This window comes from Anaerolineales bacterium (genome assembly GCA_019637755.1).
In the GTDB taxonomy this organism is placed as follows: Bacteria; Chloroflexota; Anaerolineae; order Anaerolineales; family UBA11579; genus JAMCZK01.
This window is the reverse complement of sequence record JAHBVC010000001.1, coordinates 507,326-533,572: the sequence shown is the minus strand read 5'-3', so window position 1 is coordinate 533,572 and position 26,247 is coordinate 507,326. Positions and strand designations below refer to the sequence as shown.

The window sequence follows — 26,247 nt, the reverse complement described above, 5'->3', positions numbered from 1 at the left end:
CGGGCGTTTTTTTGTTAGTTTAACTAGCGCAGCCAAGTTCTCACTCCACCGTGATGTGAGCAAGTGCCTCTGCGATTGCGCGAATAACTCAATGTTCCGTCTCGGCAGATTGCCGTAGCTCCACTGCTCTGAATGCGAAAGATGAAAGCATCCTGGGTTTGAGTGGCTGTAGCATTTGCTGTACTAGTTAGGCTGGCCGTCGAGGTAGGGAGCGGTGTTGTGGTCAGGGTGGCCGTTAGGGTAGCGGATGCCGTGATAGTGAATGTTTGCGTAGGGGTACTGGTATCAGTTGCGGTAGCAGTGTCAGTGGCTGTAAAGGTGGGGACTTGGAAAGGGGTGGGGGTGACTGTGGCGGCTTTGGCTGTACCTGGGTGAAGCGAGGGAGACAGTGCAAAATACCCGGCCAGTAACACCAGGAGAAATAAATTAGCCAGCCATATTCCCAGAATTATGCGTTCGGCAGTCTTCATGTACCCACCTACTTACTATGAAGGCCTGCGCAATTGTATACTCAACGGATGCGCGCCGTTTCGCTTGTCCCGTCGATCACCGAGAGCTTGTTTGATCTCGGGCTGGGCGCTTCGCTCGTCGGCATCACGGATTATTGCATCTACCCGGCGGAGCCGCTTGAGCGCCTGCCGCGCATCCGCGGCACCAAGAATCCACGCCTCGCTGAGATTATCGCCCTCAAGCCGGATGTGATCTTCGCCAACCAGGAAGAGAATACTCAGGCCGCCGTCGAGGGCTTGCGGGCGGCGGGGCTGCATGTAGCGCTGCACTTTCCACGCACGGTGGCGCAAGCCGTGGCCGATCTGATGAGCATTGCACAGCTTTACAACAGCGCCACAGCCATCGCCCGGGTCGAAGCGCTAGCCAGCGAAGTGGCGGCCGCCCGCCAGCGCCAGCCGCAGCCGCTGCCAGTCTTTGTGCCCGTCTGGTACCAGGCTGGCCCACCCGAGTGGTGGATGACGCTCAACCAGCACACCTTCACCCATGATCTGCTGGCCCTGTGCGGCTTCCACAACGTTTTCGCCGCGCGTGAGCGGCGTTACCCGCTGGCGGCTGACCTGGGGCAGGGGCCAGCTCAGCCGGCCGAGGGGCGAGATACCCGCTACCCGCGGGTAACCGCCGCCGAGCTGGCCGCCGCGGCGCCACAGGCCGCCTTGCTACCCTCGGAGCCGTATGCCTTCGGCGCTGCCAATGCCGCCCGTTTGTATGCCACCTTGGGCGGCCGGCTCCCAGCATCCCAGATCCTCACCCTGGATGGCAGCTATCTCACCTGGCCGGGCACGCGCCTGCGCCAAGCGCTGGCCGTGCTTCACATTGCCCGCCAACGCCTGGGCTAAGCCAAAAATGATATAGTTAGCCTTCGTAAATCGCTGCATACCTCAAAGGATGTACACATGAAGAACGATGTTTCAAAATGGTTGCTGGCCGGCATTCTTTTTATCCCCGCCGCTTCCGACGCTCGCTATCTTGACCCGGGTTCCGGCTCGCTGATCATTCAATTGTTGATCGCCGGTGCGGCTGCGATCAGTTACTTTTTCCGCCACTCGATCGGCAGCTTTTTTAAGAAGCTGCGCGGTGGCCAGACCGAAGAAGACGACGACAACGACGAATAAGCGTGCATGGCGGATACTAAACTTACCCCCGTCTTCCGCGATCCCAGCGGTTTTGTTTTTACGCGCGCCGGGGAGCTGTATCGCCAGGTAAACAACAGCTACCAGGCAGATTATGAGCTGCTCCACGGCTCAGGCCTCTACGATGAGCTGGTTGGACGCCAGATGATGATCCCCCACCGTGAGGTGGAGATCACCCCGGCGGAGCCGCAACTGGCCTACAAGGTTCTGCAGCCCGAACGCATCCCCTTTATTTCTTACGCCTACGAGTGGAGCTTTAGCCAGCTCAAGGATGCCGCGCTACTTACCCTGAGCCTGCAAAAACGCGCCCTGCGCCACGGCATGTGGATGAAGGATGCCAACAACAGCAACATTCAATTCCACAATGGCCGCCCGGTCTTGATGGATAGCCTCTCTTTTGAGATCTACCCCGAGGGCCAACCGTGGACGGCCTATCGCCAGTTCTGCCAGCACTTCCTGGCCCCGCTGGCGCTGATGGCGCATGTGGACGTGCGCCTCAACCAGTTGCTGCGCAACTGGTTGGATGGGGTCGATCTCGGCTTGGCGTCCGAATTGCTGCCCTGGCATACGCGTTTAAACAGCGGCCTGCTGCTGCACATCCACGCTCATGCGGGCGCCCAGCGCCGCTATGCCGGCGCGGCCCAGCCACAAGCCGGGGCAGGCAAGCCCGGGCTCACCAAGACCGCCTTGCTCGGCCTGATCGATCACCTGCGCACCACGATCAAGGGGCTGAAGTGGAAGCCGGCTGGCAGCGCCTGGGGCAACTACTACGAAGAAACCAACTATAGCAACGCCGCCGAGCGCCACAAGGCAGAGCTGGTGGAGAAGTACCTGCAAAAGATTGCCCCCAAGACCGTGTGGGATATGGGCGCCAACAACGGCCTCTATAGCCGCATTGCCAGCCGCCAAGGCATCTTCACCGTCTCGCAGGATTACGACCCCGCCGCGGTGGAACAGAACTATTTGCAGGTCAGGGCGCAGCAGGAGCAAAATTTGCTGCCGCTGCAGATTGACCTGGTGAATCCCAGCCCGGCCTCCGGGTGGGCCAACGGCGAGCGCCACACCTTGGCCGGGCGCGGTACGCCGGATGCCTTAATGGCCCTGGCGCTGGTGCACCACCTGGCCATCGGCAACAACCTGGCCCTGCGCCAGATTGCCGAATTCTTTGCCAGCCTGGCCCCCTGGCTGATCATTGAGTTTGTGCCCAAAAACGATTCGCAGACGCAGCGTCTGCTGGCGGCACGCAAAGACATCTTTGATGAGTACACCCTGGATGGGTTCAGGCAAGCCTTTGGGCATAGCTACCGCATTGAGGCAGAAGAAGCAATCGCCGAATCGGAACGCACCCTGTTCCTGTTGAAACGCAAATAGCGCGCCCGGCTCACTATGTCCGCCGGCCCACTGCGTAAGGGGATTCTGTTCGGTCTGCTCGCCGCGGCGATCTGGGGCGGCATGTATGTGGTCAGCAAATGGGTGTTGGCCTATGTGCCACCCTTCACCCTGTTGGCCTTGCGCCTGCTGCTGGGTATCGCCAGCCTGCTAGTGTGGATGCGCTGGCGTGGCAGCTGGCCGCGGCTGGCGCGGCGCCAATGGCTGCACCTGCTGGCCCTCGGGGTGCTGGGCTATGGAATTTCCCTGGGCTTCCAATTCAGTGGCACGCAGCTCTCCACCGCCGCCAATGGCGCCGTGATCACGGCCGCCACGCCGGCGCTGGTGTTCCTGTTTGCGCGTGGGCTGCTGGGCGAAGCCATCCGGCCGCGCCAATGGGGGGCGTTGCTGCTCTCCACGCTGGGCGTCTTGCTGATCGTCAATCCCTGGCAAGCCGGCCTGGAGGCACCCCTATGGCGTGGCAATCTACTGCTGGTGGGCGCGGCGCTCACCTGGGCTTTGTATTCGGTATTGGTGCGCTGGCTTAGCGCGCGTGGCCCACAACTACTCGACCCGTTAGTGCTCACCCTGGGAGCTTTCATCGGTGGCCTGCTGGTGGTGCTGCCCGCCGCCAGCCTGGAGCTGCAGCGGCAGCCGATGGCTGCGATGAACGCCGGCCTGCTGGCGGGCATTTTGTACTTGGGCGTAGTATCGACTGCCCTGGCTGCGTATCTATGGAACCGCGCTTTTGCCATGTTGCCAGCCGGCATCGCCGGGCTGACCTTCTTCGCGCAGCCGCTGGTGGGGGCGGGGTTGGGCATCGGCCTGCTGGGTGAGCCGTTCAGCTTGCATTTTGCCGCCGGCGGGGCGCTGATCCTGGCCTGCTTGTGGCTGGCTGCCCAGGGCGATAGAATCGCCTAGTTTCCTGGAGGTGTTGTGCAGCAATACATCTTTCGTCCGCTGGCGATCGTGGCGATGGTGCTGATGATCGCATTGTTGCCGTTTGGCCTGGCATTTCGTGAGCTCAGTCGAGTGATCTTTGACGCCGAGTCAACCGCGGCGATGGTGCGCCAGAACCTGCAGGATGGCCAGCTCGCCGCGGCCTTGGCCAATCAACTCACCCGCCAACTCTTCCTCAGCCCCGAGGGTGAACAGCCCTCCGTGACCGCCGCGTTTGTGCGCAACACCTTGGCGGAGCTTGAAGAAGACGACTGGCGCGCGATCACCGCGCTGACGGTGCCCACCAACCTGATCGAAGATACAGTTGAGGAGGTGGTGGACGGATATACCGCCTGGCTGGATGGCGATGCCGCTCTGCCGGCGATCCATGTGGAGCTAAGCGGCTGGAAGGCCAATGCCCAGCAAAATGCTGCCGCGGTGCTGACCGTGGTGCTGGACGCGCTGCCTGAATGCAGCACCGCCCAGGTAACCAGCCTGGTACTGGGCGCCCTGCAATCTATGGAGGCAGCCCTGAGCCAGGTGAGCGGCTGCCGCCCGCCGGAGCCGGTGTATTCGGCGGTGGTGGAGAATGCCAGCACGCTTTTGCAGGCCAGCCTGGAGCACGCCCCCGATTCGGTGGATATTGGTGCGCTGGGGCAGTTGGCCGGCGCACCCGAAGAATTGGCTCAGCTCAAAGCCGGCATCGTGCAGTTGCGCCGTGGCCTGCAGTGGGGCTGGCTGGCCATCGCCGCGCTGGGCCTGCTGGGCGTGCTGCTGGCGGCGCGCAGCCTGCCGCAGGCGCTGCGCTGGGCTGGCTTGCCGCTGCTGCTGGCCGGCGGGCTCACCTTTGTGTTTGGCCTGGGCTTGGAATTTTTCTCGCTGCACTTTGTGGATGCGCTGTTGGCGGGGCCTTTTCTGCGCATGGGCGGCGCGGCCGCAGCCGTGGGCGGGGCCTTGGCCAGTGGCGCGCTGGATTACGTCAGTGGCCCGCTGATGTTGCAGGGATTTTTACTCAGCCTGGTGGCCGCCGCGGCCTTGTATGGCAGCTACGTGCTGGCCCGGCGCCAGGCTTCGCCCGGCATCCCCTTGAATCGTAAGCGTATTGGCTGGTAACTAGAAAAAAAGACGGGCTTGCCCGTCTTTTTTATTTTGCTATTGCAGCGCGTCACGCTTGTAGAGCTTATTACGATCTTGCCCCAGCGTGTGCAGCATGACCAAATTGGGCGGGCGCATATCGCCGATGGGGTAGCCAGAGATGACCACTACTTTCTGCCCGGGCTTGAGGTCGTGCAGCCCCAGGGTGGTGCTTTCGATGCTCTCCAGCATCTCGTCAATACTGTGGGAGAGTGCCACCATGATGGGCAGCACGCCGGCGTACACTGCCATGCGCTGGTAGGTCTTGCGCTCGGGCGTGAGCGCAAGGATCGGCACGCGCGGGAACGACTTGGACATCAGCAGGGCGGTACGGCCCGATTCGGTGAAGACGGTGATCGCCGCCACGTTCACATCTTCGGCCAGTTCGCGCGCCGCACGTGTGATCGAGATGGCATCCTCACGCTCCAGCGAAGGCTCGTGGCCCTTCCAGTGGCCCCATTTGCTCAGGTGCAGCTCCGACTCGTGGATGATGGCTTCCATCATGCGCACGGTTTCCACCGGGTAGCTGCCCATCGCGGTTTCGCCGGAGAGCATCACGGCGTCCGTGCCATCAAAGATGGCGTTGGCCACGTCAGAGGCTTCGGCGCGGGTGGGGCGCGGGTTCAGGATCATCGATTCGAGCATTTGCGTGGCCGTGATCACGATCTTGCCGGCCTGGTTGGCGGCATCGATGATCTGCTTCTGGGCAATGGGCACGTATTCAGGCGGTAGCTCCACGCCCAGGTCACCACGTGCCACCATCACGCCGTTGGCGGCTTCGACGATTTCCACCAGGTTCTCGAGCGCTTCGCTGCGCTCCAGTTTGGCGATGATCGGCACGTCCATGCGATCGGGCGCGGGGGCGTGTTGGTTGATGAAGGCGCGCACACGCTGGACATCCTCGGCAGTGCGCACGAAAGAGATCGCCACCATGTCTACGCCCAGGTCCAGGCCCTTGGCCAGGTCCAGCTCGTCTTTGGCGGTCAGCCCGGGCACGTCAATGTAGGCGCCGGGCAGGTTGATCCCCTTGTTGGATTTCAATGTGCCGCCGATGATTACTTCGGCCTGAATGGTGGTCTCGGTCACCTCGCCGGCGCGCAGCTCCAGGCGGCCATCGTCCAGCAGGATGCGCCCGCCTTTGGAGACGAAACGGGGCAATTCGGCAAAGTCCACCGGGATGCTGTTGGCCGGGCCGCTGCCGTCTTCCAGCGTGGTTAACGTGATCCAATCGCCGCGGGTCAGCACTACGCTGCCGTTGGCCAGGTCACCCACGCGGATCTTGGGGCCTTGCAAGTCTTGCAGGATGGCTACCGGGGTATCCAGCTTTTCGGCTGCGGCACGCACGCGTTGGATCAACTCGGCGTACTCGGCATGCGTGCCGTGCGAGAAGTTGAGGCGGGCGACGCTCATGCCCGCCGCGATCATCCGTTCCAGGGTCGCACTGTCCTGGCTGGAGGGGCCAAGGGTGGCCACGATTTTTGCACGTCGTTCTTTTAGCATTGAGTTTATAACCCGCTACAAGGCAAGTGGTTGCTACGCTCGCTGCGCTCGCTTATGCCGAAGCTACGCTTCGGCAGGGCCGCACTGACTTCAGAGTGGGTGCTACGCTCGCTGCGCTCGCTTATGCCGAAGCTACGCTTCGGCAGGGCCGCACTGACTTCAGAGTGGGTGCTACGCTCGCTGCGCTCGCTTATGCCGAAGCTACGCTTCGGCAGGGCCGCACTGACTTCAGAGTGGGTGCTACGCTCGCTGCGCTCGTTTAGGCCGAAGCTACGCTTCGGCAGCACTACGCTGACTTCACATTACGCTCGCTGATTTCAGAGCGGGTGATGGGATTCGAACCCACGCATACTTGCTTGGGAAGCAAGTGCCTTACCACTTGGCGACACCCGCGTATCTACTCAATTTTCACAGGTACTTTTGTTGCAATGAGTACCTAAATCCCTAGCAAAACCACCTAAGCTAGTGCCTTAATTATAACTAACTTGAGATCTTTGATATGTATCAGCATACAAGAAAGGCGAGAATTCTTCCCCAATGTATAATCCTTCGAATACATCCAGTTCTGAGGGAATCCATTGTCATTCAAATCCATCCTTGATAAATACCAAAAGCTAGCCTTTAGCAAGCGTGACAAGGGGGATCGCTTTGAGCGGTTGATGCAGGCTTACCTGCTCACTGACCGCACATATGCTGACCGCTTTAGCAAGGTGTGGTTATGGTCCGAATTCCCTTACCGAGCTGATCTTGGGGGCATTGATGCAGGCATTGACCTTGTTGCCCTGACTGTTGAGGGGGAATACTGGGCAATTCAATGCAAGTTCTTTGATGAGACCACTGGCATTGATAAGGCATCTGTTGATACCTTTCTTTCTACATCCAGCCGTGAATTCAAGGATGACAATCTACTAACCAGATCCTTTGCTCACAGATTGTGGATTTCTACAACAAACAAGTGGAGCAGGAATGCTACAGAGGCTATCAGGAACCAGAAACCCCCTGTCAGCCGCCTAAACCTTAGCGACCTAAGCCAGGCTCCTGTTGACTGGCAGAAGCTTGACCAAGGTGTGCATGGTGAGCTCTCTCGCACTGCACCAAAGACGCTATTCAAACATCAGCAAACAGCACTAGAGAAGGCTCACGAGTATTACAAAACAGCCGATCGTGGCAAGCTGATTATGGCTTGTGGGACGGGCAAAACCCTCACCTCCCTCCGTATTGCTGAGCATGAAACCAAGGGTCAAGGAACAATCCTCTTTCTTGTGCCCAGTATTGCATTGTTGGGGCAAACCCTGCGGGCATGGATGGCAGATGCCAATCAACCAATCAACGCAATTGCAATTTGCTCAGACCCTAAGGTTACTAAGCAAAAAGGCAGAAATGAAGATGTTGATGCCTCCAGCGTCATAGATCTGGCCTTCCCTGCTTCTACAGACACCAAGGACATCCTGCTTCAGTTTCAGCAAATCAGGGACAGGAAGCTGCCCGGGATGACAGTGGTGTTCTCTACCTACCACTCCATTGAAGTGGTTTCCAAGGCTCAGAAGGTTCTTCTCCGTGATGGTTTTGGGGAATTTGACCTCATTATCTGTGATGAAGCTCATCGCACTACAGGTGTCAAACTGGCCGATGAGGATGAATCTGCTTTTGTAAAGGTGCATGACAGCAAGTTCATTAAGGCTACAAAGCGGTTGTATATGACCGCCACTCCTCGCTTGTATAGTGATGACAGCAAGAGTAGAGCTTCTCAAGTGGCTGCGTTATTGTGGTCTATGGATGATGCTAAGGTATATGGCGAAGAGATTTACCGTATTGGCTTTGGTGAAGCCGTTGAAAAAGACTTGCTGACGGATTACAAAGTCCTGATCCTGACCGTAGACAATAAAGATGTGCCTCCAGCGATTTGGCAAATGATTACTGATGAAAAATCAGAGATCAATGCCGATGATGCCTCAAAGCTAATTGGAACGATAAATGCCCTTTCTAAGCAATTCTTAGGGGATCAAGGGATTACCAAGGATGCTGACCCAGAACCAATGCGTAGGGCAGTCGCCTTCACCCAAAGTATCAAGATTTCCAGAAAAATCACCAATACCTATAATGATGTAACTGATGTGTACTTGAATGCTTTACCTGCTGACAAAAAAGAAGAGATGGTCAGTATCGCGGCGAAGCACATTGATGGAACGATGGCCGCTCCTGAAAGGGACGAAATGCTCGCTTGGCTTCAGGAAACCGGTGATGCCAATGAATGCCGTATCCTGACCAATGTGCGTGTACTGAGCGAGGGCGTAGATGTGCCTTCTTTGGATGCCGTGATGTTCTTGTCTGCCCGCAATTCACAGGTGGATGTTGTGCAATCCGTAGGACGAGTGATGCGCAAATCACCTGGCAAGAAATATGGCTACATTATTATCCCAGTGGTGGTGCCCCCAGATGTAGACGCTGCCCAAGCCTTGGATGATAACGAACGGTACAAAGTGGTCTGGACAGTGCTCAATGCCTTGAGAGCGCACGATGACCGCTTTAATGCCACGATCAATAAGATTGACCTCAATAAAACTCGTCCTAACCAGATATTGGTAGGCAGACCCGAAACCATTTTTGACCAAGACGATGGGCGGCCACACCAAATTAGTGAAACTACTGCCGAATATCAAGTTGGTAATGTTGCTCACCAACTGCGAATGCAGTTTGAGGAATTACAAAGCATTGTATTTGCCCGCATGGTGGAGAAGGTAGGGGATCGTCTCTATTGGGAACAGTGGGCCAAGGATGTTGCCAAAATTGCCGAGCAGCAAATTGAGAGGATTAAATTCCTGATTACTGAGCGCAAAGAACAGCGTTCTGCCTTTGATGCTTTTTTGAAAGGCTTGCAGGCCAATATCAATCCCAGTATTGATGATGCTCAGGCTGTAGAAATGCTGGCTCAGCACATGATCACCCAGCCAATATTTGAGGCACTGTTTGATAACTATTCTTTTGTCAAGAACAATGCTGTTTCCCAATCTATGCAATCCATGCTAGATGTCCTGCATGGCCAGGCGGTCGCTGAGGAATCTGATTCTCTTCAACGGTTCTATGAATCGGTGAAACAGCGCGTCGCTGGAATTGACAACGCAGAAGGTAAACAGCAGGTGATCGTTGAGTTATATGAGAAGTTCTTCAAAACGGCATTTCCACGCATGGTAGAGCAGCTGGGCATTGTGTACACACCGCCAGAAGTTGTTGATTTCATTGTTCGTTCCGTGCAAGATGTTTTGAAGCAGGAATTTGGTCGTAGCCTTTCGGACGAAAATGTCCATGTTCTGGACCCGTTTACGGGTACAGGAACATTCGTTGCTCGCTTGCTCCAAAGCGGCCTGATAGACAAAAAGGACCTTGCTCGCAAGTATCAATATGAGATACATGCCAACGAGATTGTCTTGCTTGCATATTACATCGCGGCTGTCAATATCGAGAATGTCTACCATGACTTGCTAGGGACTGAAGCCTCTTATGTGCCCTTTGAAGGTATTGTTCTTACAGACAGTTTTCAACTGAGTGAGATTGCCGCTGGCGAGGGCGGAGTGATGGATATGTCCGTCTTCCCTCGCAATTCAGAGAGGGTGGCCAAGCAAAAATCCACGCCTATTCGGGTAATTGTTGGCAATCCTCCATATTCAGTTGGGCAGCGGTCAGCCAACGACAATGCGCAAAATCAAAAATACTCAAATCTGGATGCTCGCATTGCTGAGACATATGCCAAGGCAACCAAAGCAACCAACAAGAATTCTCTCTATGACTCATATATTCGCGCATTCCGTTGGGCCAGTGATCGCTTGGATCCAGAGCATGGCGGGGTAATCGCTTTTGTTTCCAACGGCTCATGGCTGGATAGCAATAGTGCTGACGGCTTTCGCAAAACTGTCGAGACTGAGTTTTCGAGCATTTGGGTCTTCAATTTGAGAGGGAATCAGCGAACCAGTGGGGAATTGAGCAAAAAAGAAGGTGGCAAGATTTTTGGCGCAGGATCGCGTGCACCTGTGGCAGTCACCTTGCTGGTAAAAAATCCGAAAAGCCAATTAGACAAAGCCAGCATTCATTATCATGACATTGGGGACTATCTTTCAAGAGAAGAAAAACTAAACACCATTGCCAAATTTGGCTCTGTAGCTAATCCGCAAATTGCTTGGCAGGAGATTAATCCCAATGAGCATGGTGATTGGCTGAGACAGCGCAGCGGCACATTCGAGACATTTATTCCACTTTCGCCAGAGAAGAAATTTTCTTCAAGTGAGAGATCGTTCTTCCTCACCTCTTCCAATGGTCTGCAAACGAATAGAGATGCTTGGGTTTACAGCTCCTCATCTGCAAGAGTATCGCAAGTTATGTCTGACTTCATCAAGAAGTATCAGAAATTTTTGAAGGAGGCGAAGGGTAATCAGCTCGTAATTGGCTCAGAAGAAAGAACCATCAAGTGGTCAAGTAGCTTGGTAGCAAAATTTGAGGCGGGAGTGCAGCTAAAGTTTGACAATCAGGCAATTCGCGAGTCCTTATACCGGCCCTTCTTCAAGCAATTTGTATATCGGGACGATACGCTCAACCACAGGCCATACCAACTTCCAAAACTGTTTCCACTCTCTACTTCAGAGAATCTGGTGATTTATGTTTCTGGTGTTGGAGGGAACAAAGATTTTTCGGCTATCATTTCTAATGTAATACCGGATGTGCAACTTCTGGCAAATGGTCAGTGCTTTCCGCTGTTCTATTATGAAGAAGCAGACAAGCAATCTCCAACTCTCTTCGATTCTGCAAATAGTGATTATGTCCGGAAGGACGGTATTTCCGATTTCATTCTGAAACGTGCTCAAAGCCAGTATGGGAAGTTAGTAGCCAAAGAGGATGTTTTCTATTATGCCTACGGATTACTGCACAGCCCAACTTATCGCTCTGCATTTGCAGATGACCTGAAGATGCAGTTGCCCAGGCTTCCACTGGTTGATGATGTAGCTGCCTTCTGGGCATTCAGTAGGGCTGGGCGGCAGCTAGCAGATTTGCACATTGATTATGAGCAGGTGCCACCCTATGACGGCGCTGTAGTGCACCAGCCTGAGATTACAAAACAAGGTATGCCGGATGGCTACTACCGTGTAGTCAAGATGCGCTTTCCTGCCAAAGACAAGAAAGACACCATCATCTATAACAAGGACATCAAGATCACTAACATCCCAGCCAAGGCCTATGAATACGTCGTCAATGGCAAATCAGCTATTGAATGGGTGATGGAGCGTTACCAGATCACCACGCACAAGGAAAGCGGTATTACCAACGATCCCAATGACTGGGCGAAAGAAGCTGGCAAACCCAGCTACATTTTAGATTTGTTGCTGAGTGTTATAAACGTCAGTGTGCAGACCGTAGATATAGTAAACAGTCTGCCAGATGTAAAGTTTGAATGAGTTGAGGTAGAACTTGCTTTATGCCCACCTAGCAACAAAACCACTAAACTTGAGATCTGATGGTGATTTTTCTGCTCTATTGTGCGTCTAATTTAGCTATCTTAAATATTGTTGTTATCAAACCTTGGGATAGTAACGGTAAACAGGCTTCATGGTAGGAGACGGAATCCACCCTTGCAAACGAAGGATGGATTCCTGGCTCATGGCCTCGTTTGACTTACTCTTTAAGAACTAAAAGAGGGGAGAAACTGAGGAAACCCAGAAGGGAGATCATCCCCATAGCTTATAAAATGCCTCTCCAATTGCTGCTTAACAAGGCTTCTGACTTTTCATCAGAATTCGCTACGTCCACTAGCTATCGCTACAGCGAATGGTGGTGTCTTTGGTTACTTGGAATAGTTTTGGCTCTTATGGTACAGCGGAGTTCCACCGCCTCCAACGGAGTGTGCAATCCCATCTAGCTTTGTTGAGTAGTCCTAGTATCTACTATCCCCTTAATATGTCATTTCCAGCCTAGGCATTGCATTGTATTAGTTTAGCCAGAAAATTTGTAGTTGTGGGCTACCCTGCAAGAGGTAGTTTCCAGTATTTGTTTTTAGTAATGGAGTAAATGGCACTGTCGCTCATTTTATACATTTGTGCCAGTTGGCGGTTCGTATAATCCCCAGTCCCGTATAACTTTCTAATATCCTTCACTTGTTCTTCTGTAAGTTTTGAATTTCCGTTTCTTTCCCCTATTGCATTTCGCCCCTTTGAGATCGCATCATGATTATTGTCCGCAATTGTTCCAACTTTAAGGTGTCTGGGATTACAACACAGCCTGTTATCACAGATGTGCATAATCACTAGCCCACGCGGTATTGGCCCCTCCTTTAACATGTATGCCACTCGATGTGCTAATTGAGTCTTTCCAGGACCAACTCCGAAGGATCCATAACCCTTTGTCTGTTTTGCCCCTGTCCAATTCCAGCACTCTTCAATTGCTCCCTTGTCTACCTTTGACCAAAATCTCCTTTCTAGATTTTTGTTTGTAATAAAAGTATTCATTGTGTTGTCATAATTCTCCTGAATAAAAGTAAGTTAAACGCAAAATACAGCTGATAAGCTGCCTTGCCCAGCAAAAGCTATTATTTTAAATTTCTCGTTGGGATACAGTTACGCTGTGGTTATTGGTGGCGAACCTAAAAAGCTAAACTTTAATCTTCTATATTAATTATACTGAAAGTTCGAGAAAATGACCCATTTTAATAATTTGTGTGCCTATTTTAGCTATATATAGACGCTATAGGCCACTAAAATCTTACTTTTTGTGCCCGGGAAGCTTGGCTTTATTGCATTTTCACAATAAAATTGGGTGCAAAACACTAAGGATCTGGCATTTTCGGCTCCGAAACAGCCCGAATCGACCCCGAAATAGGCCCGAAAACCACACCGAGAAACCACCGATAACCATTGCAGGCGAACTTGGCCTGTATGCTTCCAATACAACCTATCGCCAGCGCAATTTGATAGGAGCAATATCCATCTTCTGCTCCTCAAATGCACCATTTGGCCTCGAGAAGCGGTAATGAAAATGCTAGAGGCCCCCCGGTCTACACAACCAAGCAGATACCATAATCTGAAGTTCAGATTTTCTGTAGCAATGGGGGGGTCACAGGTGGTTGTCTATCGGCCCAAATGTTCTATGTGCTACTTGCAGATCATCGTCCAGCATCTGAACATAGTGATTGGTCATCTCTAGAGATGAGTGGCCTAATAGACCCTGTAAATGCAAGGGGTTCATTCCAGCCCGAAGTGAAAGGGTGGCAAAAGTTCTTCTTAGGGCATGGGGAGTGATATGAATGCCAGTGCGTTTACTGATTCTTAATAGAATTGAGCGCAGGCCACCAAATGTAACGCGAAAGCCATCTCTTGTTTGTATTACAGGGGAATTGTGCTTGGCTTCAATCGTTCTTCGGTAGCGTAGCAATGCTCGGCGGGTTTTTGCCCCAATTACCACAATTCGGGCCTTTCCGCCCTTGCCTCTATGAACTTGAATTGCACCATTCTCTAGATCTATATCTTCCCAATTCAATGCACACAGTTCGGCTCTTCTTAGTCCTGAATCAACCAATAGCATGATTAGGGCCGTATCGCGAAGGCCAGTAGAGGCCAGAATGTGCCTTAGTTCTTCTGCAGTAATGATTGGCAGTCGCTTCTTTGCTACCGCTGGCATTGAAAACTTGGTTTCTATAGGTGTGTAGCCTTCCGCATGAAGGAATTTCAGAAGCGTTTTTATAGATCTTGCATAGCCGTTTACAGAGCTGTCTTTCAACCCCTTGCCAACCAGTTCAGCTAAGAACAGCCTTACATGCCTAGCCTGTATCTCTGCTGGGTGGCCTACGTTATTCTCCTTAAGCCACCCTATGAAGTTCCCAGCTGTGTACCCGTACCATTTGATTGTTTGCTCTGAGCACAGAATTGCTTGACGAGATAGTATGAAGTCCGTATAAGCATCCTGTAAACCTGCTGAAGCAAGTGCCCATTCTTCACGCGTTTTCTTGTTTGAAAGCATAAACCACCTTGTTTTACGGTGGTTTTGTTTGATTTTGGGATTTGAAAGAGGTAGAAAGCGAATGCTTGCTTGGGAAGCAAGTGCCTTACCACTTGGCGACACCCGCGAGGAGCCTAGATTATACCGCTAGCGCGGGGTGGGAGTAACCGCATGGAGAAGGCGCAGCCTTCTCTCGCGCAGCGTAGCTGCGCATCGTGGCTGCGCACAGTACCCGTATGGAGAAGGCGCAGCCTTCTCCCGCGCAGCGTAGCTGCGCATCGTGGCTGCGCAAGGGCCTCGGTATAATTCGGCATCGCTTCCCCAAAGCATGCTCCTTCACCGCCAGCGTCTGCCGCCCGCTGGCCGCGGGCTATCGCCGCCGCCAGCCGGGTGCTGCTGTTCCTGTTCAGCTTGTGGCTGTTCATCCTCGCCATCAGCTTGATGAAGGCCGGCGCGCGTGAGCTGGGCCCCTTTATCCAACGTACCTTCTCCCTCGAGAATTTTGCCAATAGCCTCGGCTTTGGTTGGCTCTTTGCCTATGGCGTGATGAGCGGCTCGCCGGTGGCCGCCGCCGCGCTGACCTTCCTCGATGCCGGGGTGGTGCGCGCCGTGGATGCCTTTGCCATGATCACCGGTAGCCGTCTGGGCGCCAGCCTGGTGGTGCTGTTGATCGGCTTCGTGTATGTGGTGCGCGGCCGCAACCGTGCCGATAGCTTGGGCATGGGGCTGGTCTCCTTGTGTGTTACTGGCAGCACCTATTTGATCGCCTTGCTGCCGGGCTATCTGCTGCTCACCAGTGGCGTGTTGGATGGCGTACAACTGCAGAGCGGGGCGCTGCTGACTTCGTTGATCGATGGCTTGTTTGACCCGGTGGTCAGCCGGTTGGATGCTTGGCTGCCTGGCTGGATGCTGTTTGTGGTCGGCATGGGCGTTATCTTGCTCAGCTTCCATCTGTTCGATGAGTTGCTGCCCACCGAGGCGCTCAAGAATAGCCGCTTCGGCAAGCTCTCGCGCCTGGCCTATCGGCCCTTCGTGATGTTTGCGCTGGGTGCGCTGATCACGCTGGTATCCATGTCGGTCAGCGTCTCGATCTCGATCCTGGTGCCGCTCAGCCAGCGCGGATTCGTGCGCCGCGAGAATGTGATCCCCTATATCATGGGCGCCAACATCACCACCTTTGTCGATACCTTGCTGGCGGCGGTCTTGCTGGGCAACCCCGCCGCGTTCACCGTGGTGCTGGTGGAGATGATCAGCATCTCGTTGGTTTCTGCTCTTCTATTGAGCTTGATCTACGCTCGCTATGAGCAGGCTGTGCTGCGCTTCGTGCAGTGGTTGGTCAGCCACAACCGTAACCTGGCCGCCTTTGTTGCCCTGATTTTTTTGGTCCCCTTGATTCTACTGGTGGTGTAAGAGGGTTTATGCATATTGTCATCGCGAACGTCCAGCTTCCTGCCGATGAGGCACTGTTGCACTATGGGCTAAGGGTGGTGGCCGCGACAGGCGCCTCGTGCAGCTTGCTGCAAGTGATCGCGCGCCCGGAAGAGCGTGCCAGCGCCCGGGATGCGTTGCAAGCACAACGGCAGCAGGCGCAGGCTCTTGGGCTGCAACCGAACCTACAGCTCAGCCTGGGCGGCGCGGCGGAACAGGTTGTGCATTTCGCTCATGAGAATGCGGCGGACCTGGTGGTGATCGCGCCCAGCAAGCCCGAAGCCTTCTTCGGGCAGTTGCTGGCTACGCCCAGCGAACGCGTGCTGGCCAATGCGCCCTGCGCCGTGTTGCTGGCGCGCGGGGCGCTGCGCCCGCCGCGGCGCATCCTGCTCTTGCACAGCGGGCCGCAGACTTTGCGCACCCTGCCTGTGTTCCTACAGCAAGCCGGCGGCCTGCTCACCGCCGAGAGCGAGGTCACTTTATTGCATGTGATGTCGCAAATGGGTGCCAGCTACCAAGTCAGCGGCTGGGAGCTGGCCGCCAGTGCTGAGCAGTTGATCGAGCAGGGCAGCGAGGAAGGCCAGTGGCTGCAGGCGGCGCGCGTAGCACTGCTGGCGCAAGCCCCATTGAACGTCGTGCCCAAGGTGCGCCACGGCCTGGTGGTGGATGAGATTCTGGCCGAGGCGCACGAGGGTGAGTACGACCTGATCGTACTTGGCCGCCACGGCAGCGGCAGCTGGCAGGATTTTCTGATCGATAATGTGGCCAAGGCGGTCACGCACCAGGCACGCGTGCCGGTGCTGGTGGTGCCGCTGCCAGTAGGCGAAAGATAGGATAAAAAAAGGCCTCGAACGAGGCCCTTTTTGTTTTTTGTGCGCTTGCCGCTTAGAACATCATCGCGTTGGCAACATCGATCAGTTGCTTATCCGGGCGCAGGTCGGCCTCGGTCATGCGGTTGAGCGCGCGGTCACTGGGCAGGTCAGCCACATCGGTCAGCGAAGGCTGGTTAGGCTCTACATACACCAAGCCGGTCAGCAAAACGGCTTCGTTGCGCGCATCTTCCATTAGGCGCATGGCGGCGGAGCGATTGGTGGGATCGTAATCACGGTCGATCTTCTTGAGCACGATGGTGGCGCCGTCGTGCATCGTTACGGTCTTGGTGGTGCCTTCGGGGAACTCGTCGAGCTGGATCTCCTGCTCGCGCGGCACGAAGGTGAAGTCGTGCAGCGGCTCTTGGTGCTCGCGGCCCCAGCCGTAGGAGTGGCGCGAGTCATCTTCGTTATTGAAGGTGACACACGGGCTGATGATGTCGAGCACCGCCAGGCCATTGTGGCTCAGCGCAGCCTTGATCAGCGCCTTGACCTGGTTGGCGTCGCCCGCAAACGAGCGTGCGACGAAGGTGGCGCCGGACGCCATCGCCTCTTCCACCACGTCCACCGGGGTGAACGGGTTGAGGCCCTGGTACTTCAGGCGCAGGCCCTTTTCCGCCGTGGCGGAGAACTGGCCCTTGGTCAGGCCGTAGACGCCGTTGTTCTCGACAATGTAGACCATGGGCACATTGCGGCGCATGATGTGCTTGAACTGGCCCATGCCGATATTGGTGGTGTCACCGTCACCGCTTACCGCCAGGGCGCGCATGCGGTGATCGCCAAACATGGCGCCGGTGGCCACCGAGGGCATGCGGCCATGCAGGCTGTTGAACCCGAAGCTGCGATTGAGGAAGTAGGCCGGGCTCTTGCTGGAGCAGCCGATGCCGCTCAGCTTGATCATTTCCTCAGGCACCACGTTCAGCTCATAGGCTGCGGCGATGATCTGGTTGGAGATCGAGTTGTGCCCGCAGCCGGCGCACAGGGTCGTGGGGGCGCCGCGGTAATCGTTCTTGGACAGCCCGACCAGGTTGAGCTGTACGTTGGGCATTTGTACGGTATCCGTCATGGCTACTTCTCCTGAAGCTCAATGGCTTCTTGCACCCATTTGGCCGTCAGCGGCATGCCGTCATGCTTGGCCAATGAGATCAGTTTCATCGTCTGCTCGGGGTATTCCAGGCGCAAAATCTTGTGCATCTGGCCGTCGCGGTTCATTTCGATCACATAGATGTGCTCGTGGTTCTCGATGAAGGTTTTGACTTCATCGGTGAAGGGCACCGCGCGCAGGCGCAGATAATCGGTGGCGATGCCACCCTCGGCCAGGTAGTCGCGTGCTTCCAGGATGGCCGGGTCGGCCGAGCCGTAGGAAAGGATGCCCACCTTGGCTTTGCCATCGCCGAGCACTTCCGGCTTGGGCACATAGCTGGCGGCGGTGATGAACTTGCGGCGCAGACGCTGCATGTTGCGCTCCCAGTCCTCGCTGCGTTCGCTGTACTTGGCGGCATCGTTGTGGCCGGTGCCGCGGGCGAACCAGGCGCTGCGCGGATGCTTGTTGCCCGGGGCGGTGCGGTAAGGGATACCGTCACCGTCGATGTCTTTGTAGCGTTGCCAGTCCTTCAACTGCTCCAGGTCCTCTTCCCAGAGGATCTTGCCGCGGTCCATCGGCGTGTTGGGGTATTCGAAGGGCTTGGTCATCCAGGTGTTCATCCCCAGATCGAGGTCACTCATCACGAACACCGGGGTCTGCATACGCTCGGCGATATCAAAGGATTTCCAGCCGAACTCGAAGCACTCGCTGGCCGAACCGGGCAGCAGCAGGATGTGCTGCGTGTCGCCGTGGCCGAGCAGGTAGGTGGAGAGAATGTCGCCCTGCGAGGTGCGCGTGGGCAAGCCCGTGCTGGGGCCAACGCGCTGCACATCCCAGATCACCACAGGGATCTCGGCGTAGTAAGCCAGGCCGACGAATTCGGTCATCAAGCTGATGCCCGGGCCTGAGGTGGAGGTCATGGCGCGCAAGCCTGACCAGCCGGCGCCGACCGCCATACCGATGGCGGCCAGCTCGTCTTCGGCCTGCACGATGCCATAGGTCTTGCCCTGCTGGCCTTCCTTGGTGCGGAACTTATCGATGTTCTGGCTGACGCCTTCGGCCACGCTGGAGGCCGGCGTGATCGGATACCAGGCCATGAACTGCACGCCACCGAAGATGGCGCCCAGCGCGCCGGCGGTGTTGCCATCCGCCATGATGAAGCCCGCGGTCTTGTCCATCGCTTCTACGCGGTAGGGGTCGGTCTTGGTCAAGTTGGTCTTGGCCCATTCGTAGGCAGCTTCGATCACGCCCATGTTGATGGCGATCGGCTTCTCTTTGCCGTCGAAGTGATACTCCAGGGCCTCGCGGATCTTGCCCATGTCAATATCCAGCATGTGCACCAGCACACCGACGTAGGCCATGTTGGCAACGTAATCACGCAGGGTTGCCGGCGCGCTCGATTCCTTGGCAAACTTCTTGGCCGGGAAGGAGTACACCGAAATATCGCTGCGATTGATCTCAAACTTCAAGTGGTCGCCGTAGTAGAACGCGCCACCCGGGGCGACACTCGCCAGGTCATCAACAAAGGTGTCCTCGTTCATCGCCACCACAATTTCGTGCGTGGCGCGGCGGGCCAGGTAGCCCTGCTTGCTCAGGCGAATGGTGTACCAGGTGGGCAGGCCCTGAATGTTGGAGGGGAACAGGTTCTTGCCCGAGACGGGAATGCCCATCTTGAACAGCGCCCGCAGCAGCGTCAGATTCGAAGTCTGGCTGCCGGAGCCGTTCTTCGTGGCCACAGTCATTGAAAAGTCGTTGACTACGGCTTTGCCTCCGGTTCCTTGTTGTTGAGTTTCTTGCACCTGCGGTGTTGCCATTACTTCTCCTTGGTTGACTAGAGACGCCGGGTTTGGGCGTTACTCGTTACGCTTGTCGATCAGATCAAAGTGGCTGACCAGAAGCTGGTGGCCGCGCACAAAATCTTTCTCCGCAATTGCTTCCACGATTTGGTGATGTGAATCCCACACTTTGCGCTGGTAGGCCAGGCCGGTGTACAAACTCAGGCCAACCTGCTCGTAGGCTTCCCAGTAGGCTTCCAGCAAGCCGATCACAAAGGGGTTCTGCAAGTGTTGGTAAATCACCAGGTGTAGTTCGCGGTGCTCGTTGTGCGGCACGCGGATCGGTTGGCCTTTGAGCATCTCTTCGGCGCGCGCCACCAGGGTACGCAGGTGCTGGATGTCATCCGCCGTCAAGCGCTGCACGGCTTCAAACCAGTACACGCGTTCCAGGTGGCGGCGCACATCCGAGAAGCGGTCAAAGGCGGCCTCGTCGCGCTCCATGGCATAGAACAGGCTCTCGCGCACCGCCGGGGCAAAGGTGTAGGGCAGGCGCTTGATACCGGTGCGCGGGCGCACCTCCACGAAGCCGAGGGCACGCGCCACTTGCAGTTGTTCACGTAAAACGGAGATACTTACGCCGTGTTCCGCGCTCAATTCTTGCAGTGACGGCAGGCGATCACTGCCATTGCCGTTGGCAAGGTATTTAATAAAGTCGAAGGGGGCGGCGTCTTTTAGCATAAAGCCTCTGATCAAGTAAAAAGGCGTATTAATCAGATTATTATGATGAATTTAGTATAGCCCGTATCAATGGTTGAGTCAAGTAGGCTGGCTTTGTTCTAAAAATTGATAAGCCAAATCGCCGCACTTTCCTGTACCCTTAGGGCATTCCGAACGCCAATATAGGGACTGCAATGAGCCAAATCCACATCATCCCCTTTGTCAATCAAACCCTGGGCAACTCCATGTACCTGGTGGCCGACCCGGCCAGCAAACAGGCGGTGGTGATTGACCCGGAGCGAGACGTTGAAAAGTTTGTGCGCGCCGCGCAAGAACATGGCTACCGCATTGTCTATGGCCTGGAAACCCACTTGCACGCCGATTTCATCTCCGGCGTGCACCAGCTCGGCGCGGCACTGCGCGCCGCCGACCCGGCCAGCGGGTACCAGATTGGCGCCAGCGCCGCCGGCAACAGCCAATTCCCGCATCGTACCCTGCAGGATGGTGATGTGCTCGCCCTAGGCCAGCTGGAGCTGCACGTCGTCAGCAGCCCGGGCCACAGCCGCGAACACATCAGCTTTATTGCCCGTGCCCAAGGCGATAGCACGCCGCTGGCCCTGTTCAGCGACGGTTCGCTGATCGTAGGCGGCACCGGCCGCACGGATCTGCATGGCGACGAAAACACCGTGCCGCTGGCGCGCGCCTTGTTTGCTACCATGCAAAAATTTGCCACGCTGCCGGATGAGTTGCCGGTATATCCCACGCACGGCGCGGGCTCCTTCTGCAATACCGCTGCCGGCGGCGAGCGGAGCTCCACCATAGGCAAAGAGCGCCAGACCAATCCCTTCTTCCAGATCAAGGATGAAGAAGAATTCGTACGCGCCGCCACCGCGGGCCTGGGCTTTCCTGAGTACTATAAGCGCCTGCCGGCGGTGAACCGCCAGGGGCCGCCCGTGTTGCCCAGTATTCCGCAGCCGCCCGGCCTCAGCCCGGCGGCCCTGCAAGCCGCCGTGGAGGCCGGGGCGATCGTGCTGGATGTGCGCGATGCGGAGCGCTTCCTCTCCGGGCATATCCCCCAGGCGTTCGGCATCCCTGTGTTCGCGCCGCTCAGCACCTGGGCGGGCTGGGTGGTGCCGCCGGATGCGCCCATCGTCTTGGTGGCCGACGCGCCCGCCGAGCTCAACGAGGCGGTGCTGCAATTGATCCGAGTGGGCTATGACCAGATTGCCGGCTACCTGGAAGGCGGCATGCGCGCCTGGGACGAGGCGGGCTTGGCGCTCAGCAAGGTGGAGACGGTCTCGGCGCGCACGCTGAAAGAGTGGATCGACGCCAAGCAATCGCCGCCGATCCTGGATGTTCGCCAGTCGCACGAATGGGCGGGCGGCCGCCTGCCTGGCGCCAAACTAGTGGAAGCAGGCTTGCTGCCAGATACGCAGGCGGAGCAGGTAGGCGCACCGCAGGAGGCCTTGCTGGTGCATTGCAAGGCCGGCACGCGCTCCACCATCGCCATTTCTCTGTTGGAACGCAAGGGCTTCACTAACTTGCTCGCCCTTGACGAGGGCATTGAGGCCTGGTTGCTGGCCGGCTATAGCCTGGAGCAGGATTCGCTGCGTTCAGGTGCTTGACACTAGAACGCACGTTCTATATACTGGGTGCAGTGAGGTGACCGTATGGACACACATTTGCACTCTCAGGAGTTATTGGATGCCGCGGTGCAGCAAACCACGCAAAGCCTGGCCACCGCGGTGGTGCGCCTGGCGGATGCACGCGGCCCGCGGGGCGATTATCGCCAGCGCGCCCAGCGCAGTAGCCTGGTGAACCAGGCGCTGCAGGCTTATCGTGACTATATGCGTTTGAGTGCCCTCGGGGGCGCCGCCTCCACCGAGGCGGCCTAAGCTAGCTGGCCCAGGGGTGGCGGCATTGGATGGGTTGGCCATCGGCCACCCAACGGTCCCAGCGCGTGATCCAGGCGAAGACATTCAGCGAGCTGCGCAGGTGTTCGGGCATCAAGCCCACAAATTGATCCAACTGTTCGTTGTGCCAGCTGGCGGCGCACAGGCTTTGCAGCACTTGCACCTGGGCTTGCAGGGCGGCCTGGGGCTCGGCGGCCGTGCTAGGCAGCGCCAGCGCGGTGCCCAATAGCGTGCCCAGGCCTATTTCGTCGATCACCAGGCTTTCATCAAACGCCAGTGCGGCCTGTTGCAGCGGCGCCAAGGTGGCCAGCCCGCCCAAGCTGCTGTGTTGATTGGCATCCCAGTAAATCGCCTCGTGGGGCAGGGCGTAAGCGCTTTGGCTGGCCAATGGCGCCGGATACACTGGTTGCCAGGCCGCCTCACCTTGGGGGCTGTGTTTTAGCAGCCAGGCAGCTTGCACAATCGGAGCGACCGCGCTCAAGTCATCGACTACTACGATCAGGCTAGTGGTCTGAGCCGGGGTTTTGGCGCTCAACACTTCAGCCGCGCGCACACTGCGCAGATTGCCCAGAAAGAAGCCCGAAAGCGCGCCCAGCACCAGGAAGGCGCTAAACACCATGCGGGTGGAAATGCGCCCTGGGGTACTCACCACACACCTGCGATCCACATGCCCAACCACAGACCCAGTAGCCAGCCGCAGCCCGCTACCAGCGTCCAATTGTCTAGCACGCGCTGCCACGCCGGTTGGCGGCTGCTCACGGGTACTGGGCCGGCAGTGGCCGCCTCACTGCTGTGGGCAGCGTGCAGTGGCTGACTGCGCAGCCGTTGGGCAGCACGCCGTGTGCTGGCGCCCAAGGGGCGTACCAGGCTAAGCGCGCGCACCGCAAATTGCCATGCTTTGAGAGCCAACCAATCAGCGACTTGGGTTGCCATCTGCGCTACCGTGAAGTCGTAACCTTGAGGATGTGGCCCTGGGAATCCGCCACCACGCGAACCGTAGGCGCCAGGTTGGGCCCCTGCGCTACCGGCCGCCCTTTAAAGGTCAGCAAGTAGGTCGCGCCGGCAGGGCCTTTGGCACCTGCCTGGGCGCGCACACTGGGGGGTTCACCCGCCAGTTCAGGGAACTGGTGGTGGATTTGCTTGGCAATCACGCCAACGATGCGAGCATCCATAGCGGGCTCCTTATTCGCCTACGCGCAGGTTGAAACGGGCACGCTTGCGCATGAAGGCCGGCACGTCAAGATCATTGAGCACATCCACCGGCATGGCGGGCATGCTCTCGGCCACCATCTCCGCCTGCACTGGCTGCATTTGCAAGCCAGCCTGGAAGGCGGTTTCACTCGGCTCGTTCTCGACGGGCATCTCCGCGCCGGCCGGGGTGCCTGCTGCGGCCATGGCCAGCGCGGGGGCGGCCACCACGGCTGGGGCGCGCTGTGCGGCCGTGGCGCCCAGCGCCAACGGCTGCAGGCGTTCGGCGCCGGGCAGCACGTCGGCCAGGCTCTTGGCACCGATACCGGTCACCACCAGGATCACCTGGGTGCGCTCGTTCAGGCGTTCGTCATGCGAGACGCCCATGACCACTTCCACATCTTCGTTCACCAGCTCGCGCAGGTAGCCTAGCGCCTCACCGACTTCAAACAGGCTCAGATCATCTCCGCCGCTGAAGTTAGCGATCACGCCTGAAGCGTCTTTGAGCGAGATGCTCTCCAACAGGGGATGGTTGAGGGCCTGTTGCACGGCGCTAACCGCCTTGCCCTCACCGTTGCCGTGGCCGATGGCCATCAACGCGCCACCGCCTTTCAACATCATGTTGCGCACGTGGGCAAAATCTACGTTGATCAGCCCGGGCTGGGTCACCAGCTCGGCAATGCCCTGCACCGATTGGTGCAACACATCATCAGCCATGCGGAACGCCATCTCCAAGGGGATGTCTTGGGGCGCGATGTACAGCAGGCGGTCGTTGGGGATCGCGATCAGCGTATCTGTATTCGGTTGCAGCCAGCCCAGCCCTTCCTGAGCGTTCTTGAGCCGGCGGCCCATTTCAAAGCTAAACGGCATGGTTACCACCGCAATGGTTACCGCGCCCAGTTCGCGCGCCACCTCACCGGCAATGCCAATTGAGCCGGTACCGGTGCCGCCGCCCATGCCCGCGGTGAGGAAGACCATATCGGCGCCTTCCAGCGCGGCCTGCAACTCTTTGCGGCTCTCGAGGGCGGCCTGGCGGCCAACCTCAGGATCGCCGCCGGCGCCCAGGCCGCGGGTGAGCTGCGGGCCGAGCTGCACCTTGGTGGGGGCCAGGCTGTTTTGCAGCACCTGGTAATCGGTGTTGGCGGCAATGAACTCAATGTTCTCCAGGCCCAGCTCGATCATGCGGTCAACTGCGTTGCCGCCACCGCCACCCAGGCCAAGCACCTTGATGACGGGGCCATGCACGCTGGCCGTGCGTTCGCTTTGCGAGCGTTCGGTCTGTGGCTGTTCAGCGTGCATCGCTGCATCTGGCCGCGGGGTTGGTTGGGTTTCCTGGGTGAAGATTGCTTGCATGGTGGCTCCTATTCCTGGCTTACGTTGGCCAGGTGATCTACCTGGCAGCCAGCTTGGATCAATTGGCGTAAGGTGCTATCGGCAAAGGCTTCCAGCCCGCCGGCCAGCGTGACACGCTGTGCCAGTACGGCCTCGGCCAACACATAGCCGATGGTGGGTTGGTGCGCGGCCACGAAGCTCGCGGCCGCTTGCAGCGGCCAATGGGCATCGGGCAACAAGAGGTAATGGCGAATGGCTTTGCCATTTGCGCTTGGGGCAAATTCGCTGGGCGACCACACGGCGGCCTCAGGCAGGCTGTGGGCGCGGGCTGCCCCTTGCAGGTCTTCCTGCGCCTCGCCAGGATCTGCCGGGCGGGCGAAGCTGTGCGCCGCCAGGCGCCCGGGCTCCAGTAATTGCTCGGCCAGGGGGCGCGGCGTGCCTTCGGCGCTGAACCAGGCCTGGCCCGCGGCGGGATGCTCATCCTCAGCCGCCAGCAGCCACAGGCCGGCGGCCAGCACGTTGCTGGGCAGCTCGGCCTGCTTCAGGGTCACGAGTAGCTCTTGCATGCGCGCGGTATCGCCTTCACCCGTGGCGGCGCAGCCGGTGGCCACCAGGATGGTGGGCAGGCTGCGGCCGATGGCCGCCAGGCTGACCGCGTTGTACCAATCGAAGATACGAAAGCCGCGTTGATCCTGGCTGTTTTCGGGGGTGGAGTAGGGCAAGGTGGCGGGCCAGCGTTCCGGGCCGCCCTCGCCCCAGGTGAGCGCTTTGTCGCCCAGCCAGGCATACGCGCCCAGCGCCAGATGATCGAGCAAGACTTCCTCGCCGGCCTGATCCAATGTTTCCAGTGCGCCGCGCAGGAAGGCGGTATCCCAATAATCCCCGCCGGGTTCCAGCGGCGGAAACACCGGGGTTAATCCGGCTTCGATGGCCGCCTTGGCCAGCGGCGTAAACAGCTCCATGAAGCGCGGCACCAAACCGCGCTGGGTCCAGCCGCTGGCGGGCCACTGGCTGCGCAGATTGGGCTTATCAAACAGCACCACATAGCGCACGCCCCATTTGGCGTAGGCATCAAACAGTCCCTGCAGTGTTTCGGCGGAGGTGTCGTCGGTGAGCGCTAGCTGAAAATGCAGGATGGGTTGGATGCCTGTGGCGGTCAGGCTGCGAATGAAGTCTTCGGGGATGGCACGTTCGGCGTTGGCCTGCAGTATCACCCAATGGGCGCCCATGGCTTGCAGCTTGGGCAGCCAGGTCAGCGTATCGGCCAGGTGATAGTGCTCGCCATCGGGGAAGTAATGCACCCCCAGGCGGCTCAATACGCCTGCGCCTTTAAAAGAGTTCTCTTGCACCGTTATGTCCAGCATCATGCTGGCATAGATGCAAGAG

General features: G+C 57.4%; 22 protein-coding genes and 1 tRNA gene. 10 read left to right on the top strand and 13 right to left on the bottom strand.

Features of this window, described 5'->3' with window-relative positions; translation table 11 throughout:
- Positions 1–23: 23 nt before the first annotated feature.
- Positions 24–470, bottom strand: coding sequence for a DUF3761 domain-containing protein (locus KF821_02730; protein ID MBX3004725.1), 447 nt, complete (start codon positions 468–470; stop codon positions 24–26).
- A gap of 48 nt (positions 471–518) precedes the next feature.
- On the opposite strand from KF821_02730, the gene KF821_02725 reads away from it, so the two are divergent.
- From KF821_02725 to KF821_02705, 5 genes are read left to right on the top strand one after another with little or no spacing between them, the layout of a single operon-like run.
- Complete coding sequence (locus KF821_02725; protein MBX3004724.1) at positions 519–1,346, top strand: ABC transporter substrate-binding protein; 828 nt, start codon at positions 519–521, stop codon at positions 1,344–1,346.
- A 57-nt stretch (positions 1,347–1,403) separates the two neighbouring features.
- Positions 1,404–1,622: a hypothetical protein gene (locus tag KF821_02720; protein ID MBX3004723.1), complete on the top strand. Its 219-nt coding sequence runs from the start codon at positions 1,404–1,406 to the stop codon at positions 1,620–1,622.
- Between the two features lie 6 nt (positions 1,623–1,628).
- A complete protein-coding gene (locus tag KF821_02715; GenBank protein ID MBX3004722.1) occupies positions 1,629–3,011 on the top strand; it encodes a hypothetical protein in 1,383 nt (460 codons plus the stop codon).
- A gap of 15 nt (positions 3,012–3,026) precedes the next feature.
- Positions 3,027–3,929, top strand: a complete 903-nt coding sequence (locus tag KF821_02710; protein ID MBX3004721.1) for a DMT family transporter — start codon at positions 3,027–3,029, stop codon at positions 3,927–3,929.
- A 15-nt stretch (positions 3,930–3,944) separates the two neighbouring features.
- A complete protein-coding gene (locus KF821_02705; GenBank protein MBX3004720.1) occupies positions 3,945–5,060 on the top strand; it encodes a hypothetical protein in 1,116 nt (371 codons plus the stop codon).
- A 39-nt stretch (positions 5,061–5,099) separates the two neighbouring features.
- Here KF821_02705 and pyk read toward each other — a convergent pair whose 3' ends face one another.
- Together pyk and KF821_02695 are read right to left on the bottom strand one after the other, a co-directional pair.
- The gene (gene pyk / locus KF821_02700) at positions 5,100–6,581 is read right to left on the bottom strand and encodes a pyruvate kinase (protein ID MBX3004719.1); all 1,482 of its coding nucleotides are present in this window, start codon (positions 6,579–6,581) and stop codon (positions 5,100–5,102) included.
- A 321-nt stretch (positions 6,582–6,902) separates the two neighbouring features.
- A tRNA-Gly gene (locus KF821_02695) sits at positions 6,903–6,974 on the bottom strand.
- Between the two features lie 185 nt (positions 6,975–7,159).
- On the opposite strand from KF821_02695, the gene KF821_02690 reads away from it, so the two are divergent.
- Positions 7,160–12,022, top strand: coding sequence for a DEAD/DEAH box helicase (locus tag KF821_02690; GenBank protein ID MBX3004718.1), 4,863 nt, complete (start codon positions 7,160–7,162; stop codon positions 12,020–12,022).
- 561 nt (positions 12,023–12,583) lie between these two features.
- On the opposite strand, the gene KF821_02685 is transcribed toward KF821_02690, so the two are convergent.
- The gene (locus KF821_02685) at positions 12,584–13,069 is read right to left on the bottom strand and encodes an HNH endonuclease (GenBank protein ID MBX3004717.1); all 486 of its coding nucleotides are present in this window, start codon (positions 13,067–13,069) and stop codon (positions 12,584–12,586) included.
- Between the two features lie 604 nt (positions 13,070–13,673).
- Positions 13,674–14,576, bottom strand: coding sequence for a tyrosine-type recombinase/integrase (locus KF821_02680; protein MBX3004716.1), 903 nt, complete (start codon positions 14,574–14,576; stop codon positions 13,674–13,676).
- A 369-nt stretch (positions 14,577–14,945) separates the two neighbouring features.
- Between KF821_02680 and KF821_02675 the strand changes: the two genes are divergently transcribed.
- Entirely contained in the window at positions 14,946–15,965 is a 1,020-nt protein-coding gene (locus KF821_02675; GenBank protein ID MBX3004715.1) for a hypothetical protein, read from the top strand.
- Between the two features lie 8 nt (positions 15,966–15,973).
- Positions 15,974–16,816 (top strand): universal stress protein, encoded by an 843-nt coding sequence (locus KF821_02670; GenBank protein MBX3004714.1) that lies wholly within the window; start codon positions 15,974–15,976, stop codon positions 16,814–16,816.
- A gap of 52 nt (positions 16,817–16,868) precedes the next feature.
- Here KF821_02670 and KF821_02665 read toward each other — a convergent pair whose 3' ends face one another.
- The 3 genes from KF821_02665 to KF821_02655 are packed head-to-tail and all read right to left on the bottom strand — an operon-like array spanning position 16,869 to position 20,449.
- A complete protein-coding gene (locus KF821_02665; protein MBX3004713.1) occupies positions 16,869–17,900 on the bottom strand; it encodes a 2-oxoacid:ferredoxin oxidoreductase subunit beta in 1,032 nt (343 codons plus the stop codon).
- A gap of 20 nt (positions 17,901–17,920) precedes the next feature.
- Positions 17,921–19,750 (bottom strand): 2-oxoacid:acceptor oxidoreductase subunit alpha, encoded by a 1,830-nt coding sequence (locus KF821_02660; GenBank protein ID MBX3004712.1) that lies wholly within the window; start codon positions 19,748–19,750, stop codon positions 17,921–17,923.
- Positions 19,751–19,789: 39 nt separating this feature from the next.
- Positions 19,790–20,449: a FadR family transcriptional regulator gene (locus KF821_02655; protein MBX3004711.1), complete on the bottom strand. Its 660-nt coding sequence runs from the start codon at positions 20,447–20,449 to the stop codon at positions 19,790–19,792.
- A gap of 173 nt (positions 20,450–20,622) precedes the next feature.
- Here KF821_02655 and KF821_02650 point away from each other — a divergent pair, with 173 nt between their 5' ends.
- Together KF821_02650 and KF821_02645 are read left to right on the top strand one after the other, a co-directional pair.
- Positions 20,623–22,053, top strand: a complete 1,431-nt coding sequence (locus KF821_02650; protein ID MBX3004710.1) for a hypothetical protein — start codon at positions 20,623–20,625, stop codon at positions 22,051–22,053.
- A 45-nt stretch (positions 22,054–22,098) separates the two neighbouring features.
- A complete protein-coding gene (locus tag KF821_02645) occupies positions 22,099–22,323 on the top strand; it encodes a hypothetical protein (protein ID MBX3004709.1) in 225 nt (74 codons plus the stop codon).
- A 1-nt stretch (position 22,324) separates the two neighbouring features.
- On the opposite strand, the gene KF821_02640 is transcribed toward KF821_02645, so the two are convergent.
- From KF821_02640 to KF821_02620, 5 genes are read right to left on the bottom strand one after another with little or no spacing between them, the layout of a single operon-like run.
- Entirely contained in the window at positions 22,325–22,990 is a 666-nt protein-coding gene (locus KF821_02640) for a hypothetical protein (GenBank protein ID MBX3004708.1), read from the bottom strand.
- The gene (locus tag KF821_02635; GenBank protein MBX3004707.1) at positions 22,987–23,274 is read right to left on the bottom strand and encodes a hypothetical protein; all 288 of its coding nucleotides are present in this window, start codon (positions 23,272–23,274) and stop codon (positions 22,987–22,989) included. Before KF821_02635 ends, KF821_02640 begins: the two co-directional genes overlap by 4 nt.
- A 5-nt stretch (positions 23,275–23,279) precedes the next feature.
- Positions 23,280–23,513 (bottom strand): hypothetical protein, encoded by a 234-nt coding sequence (locus KF821_02630; GenBank protein ID MBX3004706.1) that lies wholly within the window; start codon positions 23,511–23,513, stop codon positions 23,280–23,282.
- Positions 23,514–23,523: 10 nt separating this feature from the next.
- Positions 23,524–24,882: a cell division protein FtsZ gene (ftsZ, locus tag KF821_02625; protein ID MBX3004705.1), complete on the bottom strand. Its 1,359-nt coding sequence runs from the start codon at positions 24,880–24,882 to the stop codon at positions 23,524–23,526.
- An 8-nt stretch (positions 24,883–24,890) separates the two neighbouring features.
- Positions 24,891–26,228, bottom strand: a complete 1,338-nt coding sequence (locus tag KF821_02620; protein MBX3004704.1) for a hypothetical protein — start codon at positions 26,226–26,228, stop codon at positions 24,891–24,893.
- Positions 26,229–26,247: the final 19 nt, after the last annotated feature.

Coding starts and splice junctions, on each gene's coding strand:
- KF821_02620 (MBX3004704.1), bottom strand. CDS start 26,228: ATGATGCTGGACATAACGGTGCAAGAGAACTCTTTTAAAGGCGCAGGC.
- KF821_02715 (MBX3004722.1), top strand. CDS start 1,629: ATGGCGGATACTAAACTTACCCCCGTCTTCCGCGATCCCAGCGGTTTT.
- ftsZ (MBX3004705.1), bottom strand. CDS start 24,882: ATGCAAGCAATCTTCACCCAGGAAACCCAACCAACCCCGCGGCCAGAT.
- KF821_02670 (MBX3004714.1), top strand. CDS start 15,974: ATGCATATTGTCATCGCGAACGTCCAGCTTCCTGCCGATGAGGCACTG.
- KF821_02710 (MBX3004721.1), top strand. CDS start 3,027: ATGTCCGCCGGCCCACTGCGTAAGGGGATTCTGTTCGGTCTGCTCGCC.
- KF821_02730 (MBX3004725.1), bottom strand. CDS start 470: ATGAAGACTGCCGAACGCATAATTCTGGGAATATGGCTGGCTAATTTA.
- KF821_02725 (MBX3004724.1), top strand. CDS start 519: ATGCGCGCCGTTTCGCTTGTCCCGTCGATCACCGAGAGCTTGTTTGAT.
- KF821_02655 (MBX3004711.1), bottom strand. CDS start 20,449: ATGCTAAAAGACGCCGCCCCCTTCGACTTTATTAAATACCTTGCCAAC.
- KF821_02630 (MBX3004706.1), bottom strand. CDS start 23,513: ATGGATGCTCGCATCGTTGGCGTGATTGCCAAGCAAATCCACCACCAG.
- KF821_02665 (MBX3004713.1), bottom strand. CDS start 17,900: ATGCCCAACGTACAGCTCAACCTGGTCGGGCTGTCCAAGAACGATTAC.
- KF821_02660 (MBX3004712.1), bottom strand. CDS start 19,750: ATGGCAACACCGCAGGTGCAAGAAACTCAACAACAAGGAACCGGAGGC.
- pyk (MBX3004719.1), bottom strand. CDS start 6,581: ATGCTAAAAGAACGACGTGCAAAAATCGTGGCCACCCTTGGCCCCTCC.
- KF821_02645 (MBX3004709.1), top strand. CDS start 22,099: ATGGACACACATTTGCACTCTCAGGAGTTATTGGATGCCGCGGTGCAG.
- KF821_02685 (MBX3004717.1), bottom strand. CDS start 13,069: ATGAATACTTTTATTACAAACAAAAATCTAGAAAGGAGATTTTGGTCA.
- KF821_02650 (MBX3004710.1), top strand. CDS start 20,623: ATGAGCCAAATCCACATCATCCCCTTTGTCAATCAAACCCTGGGCAAC.
- KF821_02680 (MBX3004716.1), bottom strand. CDS start 14,576: ATGCTTTCAAACAAGAAAACGCGTGAAGAATGGGCACTTGCTTCAGCA.
- KF821_02635 (MBX3004707.1), bottom strand. CDS start 23,274: ATGGCAACCCAAGTCGCTGATTGGTTGGCTCTCAAAGCATGGCAATTT.
- KF821_02720 (MBX3004723.1), top strand. CDS start 1,404: ATGAAGAACGATGTTTCAAAATGGTTGCTGGCCGGCATTCTTTTTATC.